Annotated in this window: 14 protein-coding genes; 9 read left to right on the top strand and 5 right to left on the bottom strand. The window is 73.7% G+C overall.

The window, feature by feature from the left end:
- Positions 1-117 precede the first annotated feature (117 nt).
- The 4 genes from BN2279_RS02675 to BN2279_RS02660 all read left to right on the top strand — a co-directional run bounded on the left by BN2279_RS02675 (position 118) and on the right by BN2279_RS02660 (position 3852).
- Positions 118-735 carry an O-methyltransferase gene (locus BN2279_RS02675; protein ID WP_234347325.1) on the top strand — a complete coding sequence of 206 codons (618 nt, stop codon included), beginning with the start codon at positions 118-120 and terminating at the stop codon, positions 733-735.
- Positions 732-2231: a pyridoxal phosphate-dependent decarboxylase family protein gene (locus BN2279_RS02670; RefSeq protein ID WP_079031765.1), complete on the top strand. Its 1500-nt coding sequence runs from the start codon at positions 732-734 to the stop codon at positions 2229-2231. Before BN2279_RS02675 ends, BN2279_RS02670 begins: the two co-directional genes overlap by 4 nt.
- Positions 2231-3259, top strand: a complete 1029-nt coding sequence (locus BN2279_RS02665; RefSeq protein ID WP_059006086.1) for a zinc-binding dehydrogenase — start codon at positions 2231-2233, stop codon at positions 3257-3259. The genes BN2279_RS02670 and BN2279_RS02665 overlap by 1 nt, the downstream gene beginning before the upstream one ends.
- Positions 3260-3393: 134 nt before the next feature.
- Entirely contained in the window at positions 3394-3852 is a 459-nt protein-coding gene (locus BN2279_RS02660) for a DinB family protein (RefSeq protein WP_059006085.1), read from the top strand.
- Positions 3853-3867: 15 nt separating this feature from the next.
- On the opposite strand, the gene BN2279_RS02655 is transcribed toward BN2279_RS02660, so the two are convergent.
- Both BN2279_RS02655 and BN2279_RS02650 read right to left on the bottom strand, forming a co-directional pair.
- Positions 3868-4194 carry a hypothetical protein gene (locus BN2279_RS02655; protein WP_059006076.1) on the bottom strand — a complete coding sequence of 109 codons (327 nt, stop codon included), beginning with the start codon at positions 4192-4194 and terminating at the stop codon, positions 3868-3870.
- A gap of 187 nt (positions 4195-4381) precedes the next feature.
- Positions 4382-5413, bottom strand: a complete 1032-nt coding sequence (locus tag BN2279_RS02650) for an aldo/keto reductase (protein WP_059006075.1) — start codon at positions 5411-5413, stop codon at positions 4382-4384.
- Between the two features lie 104 nt (positions 5414-5517).
- Between BN2279_RS02650 and BN2279_RS02645 the strand changes: the two genes are divergently transcribed.
- From BN2279_RS02645 to BN2279_RS02635, 3 genes are all read left to right on the top strand, one after another.
- Positions 5518-6354: a helix-turn-helix transcriptional regulator gene (locus BN2279_RS02645; RefSeq protein ID WP_059006074.1), complete on the top strand. Its 837-nt coding sequence runs from the start codon at positions 5518-5520 to the stop codon at positions 6352-6354.
- A gap of 209 nt (positions 6355-6563) precedes the next feature.
- Entirely contained in the window at positions 6564-7370 is an 807-nt protein-coding gene (locus BN2279_RS02640) for a SigB/SigF/SigG family RNA polymerase sigma factor (RefSeq protein WP_199827606.1), read from the top strand.
- Between the two features lie 4 nt (positions 7371-7374).
- On the top strand, positions 7375-7929 hold the full coding sequence (locus BN2279_RS02635) for a DUF6328 family protein (protein ID WP_234347322.1): 555 nt from the start codon (positions 7375-7377) through the stop codon (positions 7927-7929).
- On the opposite strand, the gene BN2279_RS02630 is transcribed toward BN2279_RS02635, so the two are convergent.
- Entirely contained in the window at positions 7826-9043 is a 1218-nt protein-coding gene (locus BN2279_RS02630; protein WP_059006072.1) for a PAS domain-containing protein, read from the bottom strand. The two genes, BN2279_RS02635 and BN2279_RS02630, sit on opposite strands and share 104 nt — an antisense overlap.
- A gap of 80 nt (positions 9044-9123) precedes the next feature.
- On the opposite strand from BN2279_RS02630, the gene BN2279_RS02625 reads away from it, so the two are divergent.
- Positions 9124-9825: an ANTAR domain-containing response regulator gene (locus BN2279_RS02625; RefSeq protein ID WP_059006071.1), complete on the top strand. Its 702-nt coding sequence runs from the start codon at positions 9124-9126 to the stop codon at positions 9823-9825.
- 88 nt (positions 9826-9913) lie between these two features.
- Positions 9914-11218 carry an NAD(P)/FAD-dependent oxidoreductase gene (locus tag BN2279_RS02620; RefSeq protein ID WP_059006070.1) on the top strand — a complete coding sequence of 435 codons (1305 nt, stop codon included), beginning with the start codon at positions 9914-9916 and terminating at the stop codon, positions 11216-11218.
- Between the two features lie 376 nt (positions 11219-11594).
- Here BN2279_RS02620 and BN2279_RS02615 read toward each other — a convergent pair whose 3' ends face one another.
- Together BN2279_RS02615 and BN2279_RS02610 are read right to left on the bottom strand one after the other, a co-directional pair.
- Positions 11595-13703 carry a catalase gene (locus tag BN2279_RS02615; RefSeq protein WP_059006069.1) on the bottom strand — a complete coding sequence of 703 codons (2109 nt, stop codon included), beginning with the start codon at positions 13701-13703 and terminating at the stop codon, positions 11595-11597.
- 53 nt (positions 13704-13756) lie between these two features.
- Complete coding sequence (locus tag BN2279_RS02610; protein ID WP_059006068.1) at positions 13757-14704, bottom strand: polysaccharide pyruvyl transferase family protein; 948 nt, start codon at positions 14702-14704, stop codon at positions 13757-13759.
- Positions 14705-14765: the final 61 nt, after the last annotated feature.

The raw sequence follows: 14765 nt of genomic DNA, 5'->3' as shown, positions 1-14765 counted from the left end.
AAACCGCCTACGCGAGTGGTACGCACAATAATTCTGTATATTGCCAGGCAGAAGCGGACTTACGAGGTTTCTGCCTTGCTGTTAGCCGCGGAGATGTGAATAGGTAACGGGCGCTACGTGCGCGACCACACCCTGCGCGAGGACCAAGTCCTCACCGATCTGCGGGCCGACACCGCCCGCCTCGCCGAACACGCCATGCAGCTCTACCCCGAGGAGGGAACGCTGCTGGCCCTGCTGGTCGCGCTCACCGGCGCCCGACGCACCCTGGAAGTAGGGGTGTTCACCGGCTACAGCACCCTGTGCACCGCCCGCGCGCTGCCCGGGGACGGCCAGGTCGTGGCGCTGGACAACAGCGAACGGTTCACCGCCGTGGCCCGCCCGTACTGGGAACGCGCCGGGGTCGCGGACCGGATCGATCTGCGGCTGGGCGACGCCGGGCGGACGATGGCCGCGATGCTCCGGGCGGGCGAGGAGTCCACCTTCGACTTCGCGTTCCTCGACGCCGACAAGAACAACTACCCCGCCTACTGGGAGCCGTTGCTGGCGCTGCTGCGCCCGGGGGGCCTGCTGGTGGTCGACAACACGCTGTGGGCGGGCCAGGTCGCCGACGACACCTGCCAGGACCCCGACACCCGAGGGGTGCGGGAGCTGAACGCGCTCATCGCCGCCGACGACCGGGTGGAGTCGGTCATGCTGCCCGTCGCCGACGGGGTGACCCTGGTCCGGCTCCGGTGAACACCCCGGAAGCCGCCGGCGAACCCCGCCCCGCCGGTGAACCCGGACCTGGCGACGGCGCGCTCGGCGACTGGCCTCCGCACGTGCTGGAGGAGAACGGCGCCCTGCTGCTGGCCCGCCTGCGCCGCCACTTCGAGCGGCTCCGCGAGACACCGGTGCGCGTCCCGTCCACCCCGGTGCGCGTCAGGACCCTGCTGGACGGCGAACCCCCCGCCGAACCCGAGGACTTCGAAACGGTCCTGGCCGACACGTTCCGCCACGTCGTCCCGCACCTGGTGCAGTGGAACCACCCCGGCTTCCACGCCTACCTCCCCAACTCCAGCAGCGGGCCCGGCATCCTGGCCGAGACCCTGGCGGCGGCCCTCAACCCCAACGCGATGCTGTGGCACACCTCCCCGGCCGCGTCGGCCCTGGAGGAGACCGTGCTGCGCTGGCTCGCCGGACTGGCCGGCTACCCTCCGGACGCCGAGGCGGTGCTGCTGTCGGGTGCGAGCAGCGCCACGTTCACCGCGCTGGCCGCGGCGCGGGACGCGCTGCCCGGACTGGACATCCGGGAACGGGGCCTGGCCGGCCGCGCCGATCTGCCGGTGCTGCGCGTCTACACCTCCGACCAGGCGCACTCCAGCGTCGACAAGGCCGCCATCGCCCTGGGGGCCGGGCTCGCCAACGTGGTGCGGCTGCCCACCGATTCCTCCTACCGCCTCCGGCCCGGCGTCCTGGACGCCGCCCTCCGCGCGGACCGGGCCGGCGGCATGCTGCCGCTGGCGGTGGTCGCCACGCTCGGCACCACCGCCGTGGGGGCCCTGGACCCGGTGCCCCGACTGGCCGAGGTCTGCGCCCGGCACGGCGTGTGGCTGCACGTGGACGCCGCGTACGGCGGACTGTGGCGGGCGACGGACACCCCGCGCGACGTGCTGCCCGCCATCGACGCGGCCGACTCGGTCGTGGTCAACCCGCACAAGACGCTGTTCACCCCGATGCACGCCAGCGCCCTGTACTGCCGCCGCCGCGGCGCCCTGGCGGGCGCGTTCCGCCTGGTGCCGGAGATCCTGCGGACCGACGACGCGGGCGGGCCCACCGACTTCATGGACCGCTCCCTCGAACTGGGCCGAGGCTTCAGAGCGTTGAAAATCTGGTGGCTCATCAGATGCTTCGGCACCCGGGGCATCGCGGCCCGCATGGAGCGGCTGCTGGGCCTGGCCGAGGAGTTGCGCCGCCGAGTCCTGGCCGCGCCGGGCTGGGAGCTGACCGCCGACGCCGTGCTGCCGGTGGTCTGCCTGCGCCATCTGCCGCCCGGGGTGGGCCGGCAGGAGACCGACGCGTTCAACGCCCGGCTGCTGGACCGCGTCAACGCGATCGGCGACGTCTTCCTGTCCCACGCGGTGCTGCGCGACGGCTACACGCTGCGCGTCGCGTTCGGCAACCTCCACTCCCGCGCCGAGGACGTCGATCAGGTGTGGTGGCGGCTGCGCGGGGCCGCGGCGGGGGAGTTCTGATGCGGGCGGCCGTGCTCCGCGCCACGGGCGACGTCCACGTCGGGACCGTTCCCGACCCCGTGGTCGAGGAGCCGCACGACGCGCTGGTGCGCGTCCGGTACGCGGCGGTGTGCGGCAGCGACCTGTGGCGCTACCGCGACCACCCGCCGGGCGCGGCGCCGATCCGCCCGGGGCACGAGTTCAGCGGCGTCGTCGAGGCGGTCGGCGCGGCGGTCACCGCCGTGCGTCCGGGGGACGTGGTGCTCGCGCCCTTCGCCTGGTCGGACGGCACCTGCCCGGCGTGCCGCGCGGGGCTGCCGACGTCCTGCCCGGCCGGCGGCGTCTTCGGTGACCGGGCCGACGGCGCGCAGGCCGAGGCCGTGCGGGTGCGGTTCGCCGACGCCAACCTGGTCGTCCTGCCGGTCGGCGCGGACGACCCGCGCATGCCGGCGCTGCTGACGCTCGCCGACGTGATGAGCACCGGCCACCACGCCGCGCTGTGCGCCCGCGTCGGCGCGGGAACCACCGTGGTGGTGATGGGCGACGGCGCGGTCGGCCTGTGCGCGGTCCTGGCGGCCCGCCGGCTGGGCGCCGGGCACATCACGGTCGTGGCGCGCCACCGCGCCCGGGCCGAACTCGCCCTGCGGCTGGGCGCGGACAGCGTCGTCACCGAGCGGGGCCCGGCCGCAGCGCGGCGCGTGCGGGCGCTGACCGGCGGCCGGGGCACGGGGGCGGTCCTGGAGTGCGTCGGGACCGCCGAGTCGTGGGCGGACGCCCTGGCGGCCGTCCGGGACGGCGGGACGATCGGCTATGTCGGCCTCCCGCACGGTGTCGCCCTGGACCCCGCCGTCTTCTTCGACCGCAACCTCACCCTGGCCGGCGGGATCGCGCCCGCCAGGACCTACATCCCGCGCCTGCTGCCCGACGTCCTGTCGGGCGCCCTGGACCCGTCCCCGGTCTTCGACCACCGCACCGGCCTCGACGGCGTCCCCGGCGCCTACCGGGCCATGGCGGCCCGCACCGCGATCAAGGCGCTGATCGCCCTGTGAAGCCGGTGTGCCGTCCCGGATAGCCTGATCGCCGGACCGCACACCGGCCACCGCCGGCTCCGCCGAAGGGGACAGCAGTGATCACGCCTCCCACCCAGCGCGTCAGCCCGCCGCCGATCGCGGACGAACGCGTCATGCTGCGCGCGTACCTCGACTACCACCGCGCGACGCTCGCCATGAAGTGCGACGGCCTCACCGACGAGGAATTGCGCCGCCGGTCCATGCCGCCCTCGACGCTGACCCTCCTCGGCCTGGTGCGGCACATGGCGGAGGTGGAGCGCGCCTGGTTCCGCCGGGTGATCGGCGGCGAGGACGTCCCGCTCGTGTGGTCGGACGAGGAGGACTACCAACGGGCCTACGACGCGGGCGACTCGACCCGCGCCGAGGCGTTCGCCGCCTGGCACGAGGAGGTCGCGCACGCGCGCCGTGTCGAGGCGGCGGCCGAGTCGCTCGACGTCACCGCCCACCAGCCGCGCTGGAACACGGACGTGTCGCTGCGGCTGGTGATGCTGCACATGATCCACGAGTACGCCCGCCACAACGGTCACGCCGACTTCCTGCGCGAGGCGATCGACGGCACCGTCGGCGCGTGACCGGGCGGCCCGGCCTCAGCCCGGACACTCCCCGGGCGCGGCCGACCGTGCCGGGAACGGCAGGGCCCGGATCGTCTCGCCCGGGCCGAAGTCGATGCCGCTCCCGGTGAAGAACGGCTCCTCGAACAGGCACCACGGCTGGTCCGAGCGGTTCTCGCCACTGACGACGGGCGGGATGAGGAACGCCTCGGGGAAGACCAGGATCCCCGGCACCCCCGTGGCGTCCGGACCCGACCACACGCACGCCGCGGGCAGGGGGCCGCAGGGCAACAGACCGGCGGCCCGCGCCGGTCCGGCGGGCAGCACGGTGGCCGCCACAGCGGCGGCAACGGCGGCGGACACGGCCGCCCCCTTCGACAGAACACGACGCATGCCACTCGTCTTTCGCCACAGAGGAGTCGGGGACACTGAATCCTTCCCGCGGTGAACGACCTCCCACACCCGCCGTGTTCGACCGATCATTCACCGTGACATGCGGGGGACGCCGGTCCGCGTCGCTCCGGGGAGAGGACGACGCGGACCGGCCGTGTCAGGGCCGGAACGGGCCTGTTCCCGCGCCCGTCCGGCCGAGTACCCCGGCGACCGCGTCCAACTCCTCGCGCTCCAGGCGGATTCCGCCGGCCGTCGCCCAGTCCCCGACCTGTTCCGGGGTCCGCGCGCCCACGATCGCGCCCGAGATCCCGGGCCACGCCAGCGTCCACGCCACCGCCACGGCCGGGACCGGGACGCCGCGCCGCTCCGCGATCGCGCGCAGCACGTCCGCCACGGCCAGGTTCTCCGCCAGCCGTTCGGTGAAGTCCGGGTGCGCGCGCCGCCAGTCGTCCGGCGGGAGCGCGGCGACCCGCTCCGCCGAGAACGCCCCGCTCAACAGGCCCGACCGCATCGGCGAGTACGCGATGACGGCCGTGCCGTTCCGCCGGGCCCACGCCACCTCGGGCGCCGCGCCGCGGTCGAGGGCGGAGAACGGCGGCTGCACGGCGTCCACATGCGCGATGCTCTCGGCCCGCGCCAACTGCGCCAGGCTGTGGTTGGACAGCCCGATCGCGCGCACCTTCCCGGCCCGCTTCAGATCGGCCATCACCTGCCAGTACTCCTCCAGCGGCGTCGCCACGGGCGAGACCGCGCCGTCGTCGCCGGTCGCCCCCCAGTCCAGCGCCTCGCCGGTGTCCGGCCAGTGCACCTGGTAGAGGTCGATGTGCTCGACGCCGAGCCGCCGCAGCGAGGCGTCCACCTCGCGGCGGACGCTCTCCGGCCGCATGATCCGGTACGGCGCGGCCAGCGGCTGGGCCTCGTTCCACACCAGCCCCGCCTTGGTGAACACGTACGGACGCTCGGCGGGCGGCAGCGACGCCAGGGCGCGGCCGACCACCACCTCGGAGTGACCGAGGCCGTACACGGCCGCCGTGTCGATCCAGTTGACGCCCAGCGCCACGGCCCGCCTGATCGCCGCGACCGACTCCGCGTCGTCGGTCGCGCCCCACGAGAAACGCCATCCGCCGCCGCCGATGGCCCACGCACCGAACCCGGTGCGGCTGATCTTCATGTCCGCGATGGTGTGCATGCCCCTCACTGTGCGCAGTCGCCCGGCGACCTGCCCAGAGCCTTGCCGTCCCTAGGACCGCCAGGACCAGGCTGGCCGGGGGACGGGCGCGCGATACTGGGGGCATGGCCAAGGAGTTGGGCGAATTCCTCAAGACCCGCCGCGCGCGCGTCCGTCCCGAGGACGTCGGCCTGCCCGATCTGGGCGGACGGCGTCGCGTTCCCGGGCTGCGGCGGGAGGAGCTGGCCCAACTCGCGGGCGTCAGCGCCGACTACTACATGCGGCTCGAACAAGGGCGCGGCGGCGGCGTCTCGGAGGAAGTGCTCGACGCGCTGGCCCGCGCGCTGCGCCTGGACGAGGACGAGCGCGGCTACCTGTTCGGCCTGGCCAGGCCGCGCCGCCCGCAGCGGCGCCCGCGCCGCGCCCCCCGCTGCGCCAGCCCCCGGCTGCTCAGCCTGCTGGAGTCGATGCGCGACACCCCGGCGTATGTCATCGACCACCGCACCGACATCCTGGCGTGGAACCGGATGGCCGCCGCCCTGACGCTCGACTTCGGCGCGCTCGCCCCCGACGAGCGGAACTGGGCGCGGCTGTGCTTCCTCGACCCGCGCACCACCGAGATCTTCCCCGCGTGGGAGCACAAGGCCCGGGAGACCGTGGCCTTCCTGCGGCTGCACGCCGTGGACCACCCCGACGACCGGCGGCTGGCGGAGCTGGTGGGGGAGCTGTCGCTGAAGAGCGACCTGTTCCGCCGCTGGTGGAACGATCACAACGTGCGGGAGAAGACGCACGGCGAGAAGCGGTTCCGCCATCCGGTCGTCGGCGAGCTGTCGCTGTCGTTCCAGACCCTGGCGGTGCTGGGGGAGGAGGACCAGGTGCTCGTGGCGTACGCGCCCGAGCCCGGCTCCGCCTCGGCGGACGCGCTCCGCCTGATCGGCATGGTGGACGCCGAACGGCTGTGACCCGTCCCGGCCGGGGCGACGCGGCCGTTTCCGCGAATCGGGCGAAGACGCTGTTTGTCCCCGGGGCGGTCGGGCAGGCGCATTGACGTGCTTCGGACCGCAGGCACACCCGCGGGGGCCCCATGCCCCGGGCGAGTGCGGCCTGTGGTCCGTGTGCTCCCGCGGTGAACCGGTGAACGAACGGGACACGCAGCAGGGAGCGACAGCCGATGCCAGTGACACACGTGAAGAAGCCCCGCCGTCAGCACCCCCACGACGACGCCCCGAACACCAAGGAGGCGTTCCGCCGGCTCGTCGCGATGGAGGACGGCCCGGAACGCGACGCGCTCCGCGACGAGATCGTCTGCGCCTGGATGCCGATGGCGGCCCGTCTCGCCCGCCAGTACCGCAACCGCGGCGAGAACCTCGAAGACCTGGAACAGGTCGCGCACCTGGGCCTGGTGAAGGCCGTGCGCCGCTACGACCCCGGCTACGGCACCGCGTTCGAGAGCTACGCCGTGCCCACCATCGTCGGCGAGATCAAGCGTCACTTCCGCGACCACCTGTGGGGCATGCATGTCCCGCGCCGTGTCCAGGAGTTGCGCAACCGGGTGCGGGTCGCCCACAACGAGCTGTCGCACACCCTCGACGGCCGCCGCCCCGACACCGGGGAGCTGGCGAAGGCCGCCAACATGACGGAGACGGAGGCCAAGGCCGGTCTGGAGGCGATGAACAGCTACACCGTGCTGTCCCTGGACGCCGAAGTGACCGGCACGGACGAGGGCTTCTCGCTGATGGACACCCTGGGCCGCAACGAGCCGGGCTTCGAGCGCGTCGTGGAGCGCGAGTCGGTCCGCACCCGGCTGCGCGAACTGCCGGAGCGCGAGCGGCAGATCCTGTACCTGCGCTTCTTCCGCGGCATGACGCAGAGCGGCATCGCGGAACAGATCGGCATCTCGCAGATGCACGTCTCGCGGCTGCTGAGCCGCACGTGCACGCGTCTCCGTGAGCAGGTGGAGGCCGGCGGGGCAGGATAACGGCATGGACGTACACAGACATCGCAACGAGACCCCGCCCGAACGCGACGACCGGAACTTCGCCGAGCTGCTCCAGGAGCTGCGGGTGACCCAGACCGGGGTGCAGATCCTCTTCGCGTTCCTGCTGACCCTCGCGTTCACCTACCGCTTCGAGTCGCTGGACGACTTCCAGCTCGCCGTCTACGTCATCACCCTGCTGCTGGCGATGACGGCGTCCGTCCTGTTCACCGCACCCGCGGCGCTGCACCGGCTGCTGTTCCGGCGCGGCGCCAAGCGGGAGGTCGTGGAGGTCTCGTCCCGGCTGGCGACGGCGGGGCTGGCCACGCTCGCGCTGGCCCTGGCCGGCGCGCTGCTGCTGGTCCTGGACGTGGCGGTGGGCCGCCGCGCCGGGATCGCCACCGCCGTGTGGGCGTTCCTGCTGTGCTCCGTGCTGTGGGGCGTGGTGCCCCTGATGATCAACCGGCACGCAGCGCAAGGGCGGTATGACGAGAAACCCGCTCCATCGCGCTCGCCTCGGCCAGTTCGAACGCCCGACGGCCCCCCGCCCGCAGAAGAGTGAGCACGCCGAGCACCCCGCCCGTCGGCAGCCGCAGCGGCACGCACAGCAGCGACGACGCCTCCGTGAGTGCCAGCACCGGAACGCCGTCCCCCGCCTCGCCGAGGGCGTGCGCGTCCTCCGGCCGGATCTGGAGGGCCGAGCCGCCGGCCCCGGCCGCCTCGCCGATGAGCGGCGCCCCGGCGGGGTCCTGGGCGCGGATCGCCGCCACGGCGCCCGCGACCGCCTCCGTCGTCCCGGCGTCCGCGGCCGGTCCGGACGCCGGTCCCAGCACGGCGACCCGCCGCAGGCGCCCGCCGGGGCCGGCCCGGTCCGCGATGACCCAGTCCGCGAAACGCCCGTGCAGCACCGCGCAGACCCGCTCCAGCGCCGCGTCGCCGCCCGCCGCTCCCCGCGTCCCGGCCGTTTCGAGGAGCACGGTCGCGACGTCGTCGACCAGGTCCATCAGCTCCACCCGGCTGCTGACCTCGACCGGATCGGGCGGGCTCACCGCCTCCGGCGGCACGGCGGGCGCCGCCACCCCCGTCCCGGGCCGTTCGGTCGTCGGCTGGCACACGGCGAGCACGGAGGTGCGCCGCTGCCCGGGAGGCCGCACGGCCGCCAGCGTCACCCACAACCGCCCCGGCCGCTGGGCGTCGTCCGGCCCGGCGGTCAGCCCGCGCATCAACTCCACGGCCAGCGTGCGGTTCCCCTCGTGGCGGGCCACGGCCGCGACCTGGCTGCGGAACGCGGCCCGGCCCTCGCGGGCGAACGAGGGGGCGAGGGAACGGCCCGCCGCGTATCCGGCGCGCAGCCCGAACAACTGGCAGGCGGCGGCGTTGATCCGGCTCACCACGCCCTCCCGGTCGAGCAGCAGGACGGGAACCGGGAGCCACTGGAAGACGGCCCGCAGCAACTGCTGCTCCGTGGAGTCGGCCGGGCGGCCCGACTTCCGCTGTTCCGCCAGCAGATGCTCATAGCGCGGCCACAACAAGTCGGACACATACTGAAGTTCGAAAAGGGCCGCGTCGAGGTTCGCCGGCCCCCCACCCCCCGGCAGGGCGCGCGTCGCGCGCAGTTCGGCCACCCGCTTGCGGAAATCCGTGAGCTCGGCGCCGTAATTCTCCTCGTCGGCCATACCGGAACCGTAATCCTCATCAAGTCGGATAAGCGTACCGTGAGCTGTTTCCGTGCAAACTGCCCGGGAAGGCGAAGGTCATGCCCGACAGCACACATGAGCAGCCGACGGACATCTCCGCCCGCGCTCTGGTCCAGCTCGCCGAGCGGGCTGCCCTGTGCACGCCCGCGGCCTGCGGCGCGGCGGCGACCGTCGGCGCCGGTGACGACCGCGGCGGACCCGAGACCAGGGCCGCCGTCACCCACCCCGACCTGGCCCCCCTCGTCGCCGTTCAGTGGACCTCGGGGGAGGGCCCCATCCCGGCGGCCGTGCGCACCGGGGAGCCGGTCGCGGCGGACGACCTGCTGGCCGACGGACGGTGGCCACAGTACCGGGCCATGGCGCTGGACGCCGGGGTCCGCTCCACCGCGACGCTGCCCTTCCACCACGACGGGCTGACCGTGACCGTGACCGTCTGCGGCTTCCGGCCCGGCCTGCTGGACGACCGGACCCGTGCCACGGCCACCCTGATCGGTGACCTCGCCAGCCGGACCCTCGCCCGCGACCACGCGTACGAACGCGCCCTGACCGAGGTGGACCAGCTCGACACCGCGCTGCGGTCCCGCCCGGTCATCGACCAGGCGTGCGGCATCCTCATGCACGTCCTCGGCTGCGACGCCGACACCGCCTTCGACCTGCTGCGCCGCCAGTCGCAGCGCACCAACAACAGGCTCGCGGACCTGGCCGACCGCGTGGTCCGCACCAAGGGCCGCGGTATCGAGGCGGCACTCGCCCGCCGGTGAACCACCCGTTCACGCGCCCGGCCCGGCGCTTCGGACCGGCCCGCGCGGGTACTCGCCACCATCACATTCCCACGTCAAGGAGGTGCGCATGAGCCGGCCCCGGATCGTGATCGTCGGGGCGGGATTCGCCGGTTACCAGACCGCGCGGCAGTTGTCCCGCACGGTCGGGAAGCACGCGGAGATCGTGCTGCTGAACCCGACCGACTACTTCCTGTACGTGCCGCTGCTGCCCCAGGTCGCCGCCGGAATCCTGGAGCCGCGCCGTGTCACGGTCTCGCTGACCGGGACCCTGCCGGGCACCCGGCTCGTCCTCGGCGAGGCCACCGGCGTGGACCTCGACGGACGCCGGGTCCGGTTCACCGGCCCCGAGGGACGCGAGGGCGAGCTGGACTACGACACCCTCGTCCTGTCCGTCGGCAGCGTCAGCCGCCTGCTGCCCATCCCGGGCGTCGCGCAGTACGCCCGGGGCTTCCGCAGCCTGCCAGAGGCGCTGTACCTGCGTGACCACATCGTGCGCCAGTTGGAGCTGGCCGCCCACGCCGACGACGAGGAGGAGCGCCGCGCGCGGTCCACGTTCATCGTGGTCGGCGCCGGCTACACCGGCACGGAGGTCGCCGCCCAGGGCGCGATGTTCACCGACTCGATCGCGCGCCGCGAGGGCGCCGGCGTCCCGCGCCCGCGCTGGATGCTGCTGGACATCGCCCCCCGCGTCCTGCCCGAGCTGGACGAACGGCTCTCCCGCACCGCCGACCGGGTGCTGCGGCAGCGCGGCGTGGACGTGCGGAACAAGATGTCGGTCAAGGAGGCCAAGCCGGAAGGGGTGCTCCTGGACGACGGGGAGTTCGTCCCGACCCGCAGCCTCATCTGGTGTGTCGGCGTCCGCCCCGACCCGCTGGTCTCCGAGGTGGGGCTGCCCACCGAACGCGGCCGGCTCTGCGTCGACGCCTACCTCAACGTGCCGGACCACCCGGAGGTCTTCGCCCTCGGCGACGCCGCCGCCGTGCCCGACCTCACCAAGCCGGGCAGCTACACGCCGATGACCGCCCAGCACGCCTGGCGGCAGGGCAAGGCCGCCGCCCGCAACATCGCCGCCCGCTACGGGCTGGGGGAGCGCGCCCCCTACGAGCACCACGACAAGGGCTTCGTCGTGGCCCTCGGCGGGGTCAAGGCCGCCGCCAACCCGTACCGGATCCCGCTGTCCGGGCCGCTGGCCGGGGCCGTCACCCGCGGCTACCACCTGCTGGCGATGCCGGGCAACCGGTTCCGCGTCGCCGCCGACTGGCTGCTGGACGCGGTGCTGCCCCGGCAGGCGGTGCAGCTCGGCATGGTCCGCTCCGGCTCCGTACCGCTGGACACCGCCTCGCCGGAACTGGCCCGCACACCGATGGACTGAGAGGTCCCGCTCCGCGTCGCGCCAAGAGGCGCGAAAGGGGCGGGGTACCGGGGAACCCGCGATCCCCGGCGCCCCGCCCCCTGGCGCGGCTTCACCCGCCGCCCGGTACCGCCCGGCCGGGTCAGGAGTCCGGTGCGGCCCGGCCGATTCCGGCGGGCGCGGAACCCGGCGCCCGGCCCCGCGCCAGGCCGCCGGACTCACCGCACCCACGGGGTCGCGGGTGCGGGGGGCCGGGCAGGCGGCGGACCGGCCATGGCCGGTCGCCCTCGCCTGCCTTTCCCGCTTTCCGCTTCAGCCACCACGCGGCAGTACCCACAAGGCCCCGGACTATGCGCGGCGCGCCGTCCGGGGCCCGGGGCCCGACTCCCGAAGGGGGTCAGCCGGGCACGCGGTCGCTGTCCCGCGCCCAGTGCCGGTGGTACGCGACGGCGTCCGCGAACGCCGCCACCACCGTCGCGGCCTTGCCGTCGTCCGTGCCGCTGACCACGCCGAGGTCGTCCACCACGCCGTCACCGTCCTCCGCCAGCCGTACGTCCGGCAGGTTCAGGCCGCGCAGCACCTCCACCCCGGCGCCCAGCGCCGCGATGCTCTTGCCGTGCTTGAACGCCTCGGCCACGTAGTGCCGGGCGAGACCGTCCTCGCCCAGCGCGCGGGCGCTGTCCTCGCCGCCCGGCACGCACACCGCGTCGTACAGCACCGACGCCATGGTGCTCATCGCCCGGTCCACCGTGAGCGTGCCGCCGTCGGCCGTCCGGATCTCCCCGTCGCGCGGGGCGAGCACCTCGACGATCGCGCCGCCGTCGGTCAGGGCGGAGCGCAGCGTCTCCACGTCCGTCCCGTCCACGCCGTCCGCCGCCAGGACCGCGATGCGGCGGGTGGCGATCGTCTCGGCCGGGCTCTCGGCCAGACTCAGGGCCGGTGAGGTGCGGCCGTGGTTCTCCGTCACGGGCGCCTTGGGCGGGGCGACCCCGATGCCCTCGGCGACCCGGGTCGCCAGCGCGTGGTCCACGTGGTTGAGCCGGTCCACCTGCCGCTCCCGGATGCGGCGGTCGCCGACCTTGCCCAGCTCGAAGCGGAACGCGGCGACGATGTGCTCCTTCTCCCAGTCGGCCATGCTGTTCCAGAACAGCGTGGCCTGGCTGTAGTGGTCGGCGAAGCTCTCGCTGCGCCGGCGGATCTTCACGCCGTCCACCCGCTCCTGGTGGTGGACGTAGGCGCCGGCCGCCTCGGAAGCCGTCGCCGGGCAGCCACCGGCCAGGGAGTTGGGGGAGTACGCGGCCCGGCCGGGGTGGACGCGGTGCTGGCCGTAGCCGTCGCGCTGGTTGTTCCGCACGGTCGTGACCGGGGCGTTGACCGGCAACTGCTGGAAGTTGGGGCCGCCCAGCCGGATCAACTGGGTGTCCAGGTAGGAGAAGTTGCGGCCTTGGAGCAGCGGGTCGTTGGTGAAGTCGATGCCCGGCACGACGTGCGCGGTGTGGAACGCGACCTGCTCGGTCTCGGCGAAGAAGTTGTCCGGGTTGCGGTTCAGCGTCATCCGGCCGACCGGCCGCACCGGCACGGTCTCCTCCGGGATGATCTTCGTCGGGTCGAGGAGGTCGAAGTCGAAGCGGAACTCGTCCTCCTCCGGCACGAGTTGGACCCCGAGTTCGAACTCGGGGAAGTCGCCCGCCTCGATCGCCTCCCACAGGTCCCGGCGGTTGAAGTCCGGGTCCTTGCCCGCGATCGTCTGGCACTCCTCCCACACCAGCGAGTGGGTGCCCAGCACCGGCTTCCAGTGGAACTTCACGAACGTGCCCCGGCCCTCGGCGTTCACGAACCGGAAGGTGTGCACGCCGAAGCCCTGCATCATCCGGTAACTGCGGGGCAGCGCCCGGTCCGACATCAGCCACATCAGCATGTGCGTCGACTCCGGCTGGAGCGACACGAAGTCCCAGAACGTGTCGTGCGCGGACTGCGCCTGCGGTATCTCGTTGTGCGGCTCCGGTTTCACCGCGTGCACGAAATCCGGGAACTTGATGGCGTCCTGGATGAAGAACACCGGCATGTTGTTCCCCACCAGATCGTAATTGCCTTCCCTGGTGTAGAACTTGACGGCGAATCCGCGGACGTCGCGAACCGTGTCCGCCGAGCCGCGCGACCCGGCCACCGTGGAGAACCGTACGAACACCGGCGTCTCCCGTTCCGGATCCTGGAGGAAGTCCGCCCGGGTGAACTCGGCGAGCGACTCGTAGGGCCGGAACACGCCGTACGCGCCCGCGCCCCGGGCGTGCACCACCCGCTCCGGTATTCGCTCGTGGTCGAAGTGGGTGATCTTCTCCCGGAAGTGGAAGTCCTCCAGAAGGGTGGGACCGCGTTCCCCGACCCGCAGCGAATTGTCCGTGTCGGCGACCCGTGTGCCGGTGTTCGTCGTCAGCGGGCCGTCCTCCGGCCGGTCACGCAGCGGATCGAGCTGCTCCTGCTTGTCCCCTGAGCCATCAGCCGACATCTGCTCTCCTCACATCCCCCGCAATTCATACAATCCTGACATCCGGGGCCCGACTACCCGCCGACGGCGATTCCAACCGCCCCGCGCACCGGGTCACGCACCAGCGGCGGCAGCCCGAGCGCCTCCGGCAGCCGGTCCGCCGGATCGGCCGCCACCACCAGCGGGCGCCGCCGCCGCGCCGCCCCGGCGCCCCGCTCCAGGCACCAGGCCAGCCACGCGTCCAGCCGCTCCGGCCGCACCCGTTCGGCGGACAGCAGGGCCGGCCAGCGGAAGGCCCGCGCCTGCGCCGACACCTTCGCCCCGCCGCGCACCGGGTCGATCGCCAGCGGCGGCACCCCCACCCGCAGCGGCAGCACCAGCCCGTGCAGCCGGTCGGTCACCACGACATCGAGCCGCTCGACCACCGACAGGAACTCCTCGGCGGTCCCGCACAACAGCCCGTCCTCCCGGTCCAGACGCGATTCCAGCACCACCGGCGCGCACCGCGTCCCCGTCAGCCAGCTCCGCACCGTCCCCGCCACCGCGTCGTGCGCCCGCCGGTCCCCGTACTCCCGCTGGCCGTGCGTCAGCAGCACGCCCACCACCGGCACCGCCGGGCCGCGCGGCGCGCGCAGCGCGAGATCCCGTTCGGGCGCCGGCACCACGCCGTCCCGCGCCAGCACCTCGTGGAACCCCGCCACCGCCGGGTCCGCCGGGTCGATCACCGACACGCCCACCGCCACCCGGCGGCAGTGCGCGAAACGGCCGTGCAGCGCGGCCACCCGCGGACCGTGCAGCGGACCGCAGACGAAGACCAGCCGCGTGTAGGCCCCCGGCCGCACCTCGTCCAGCGCCGGGCCGCCCGGTTCGAACCGGGGACTCCACGCGACGTCGTACGGCACGCCGTGCGCGTCGAGCACCTGCCGCACCCGTTCCAGGGCCAGCACGTCCCCGGCCGTCGCCTCACCGTCCAGAAAACTGAACCACCCCGTCACCAGGGTCCGTCCCACTTCGCTCGTCATCCGCCCCGGGTTACCCGCCGTGACCACGCGAAACGTTTCATATCGCCCGTCCGGGGCACTC

This window comes from Streptomyces specialis, assembly GCF_001493375.1.
Lineage (GTDB): Bacteria > Actinomycetota > Actinomycetes > Streptomycetales > Streptomycetaceae > Streptomyces > Streptomyces specialis.
The sequence above is the reverse complement of the archived record's forward strand: the minus strand, read 5'-3'. Positions and strand labels throughout refer to the sequence as shown.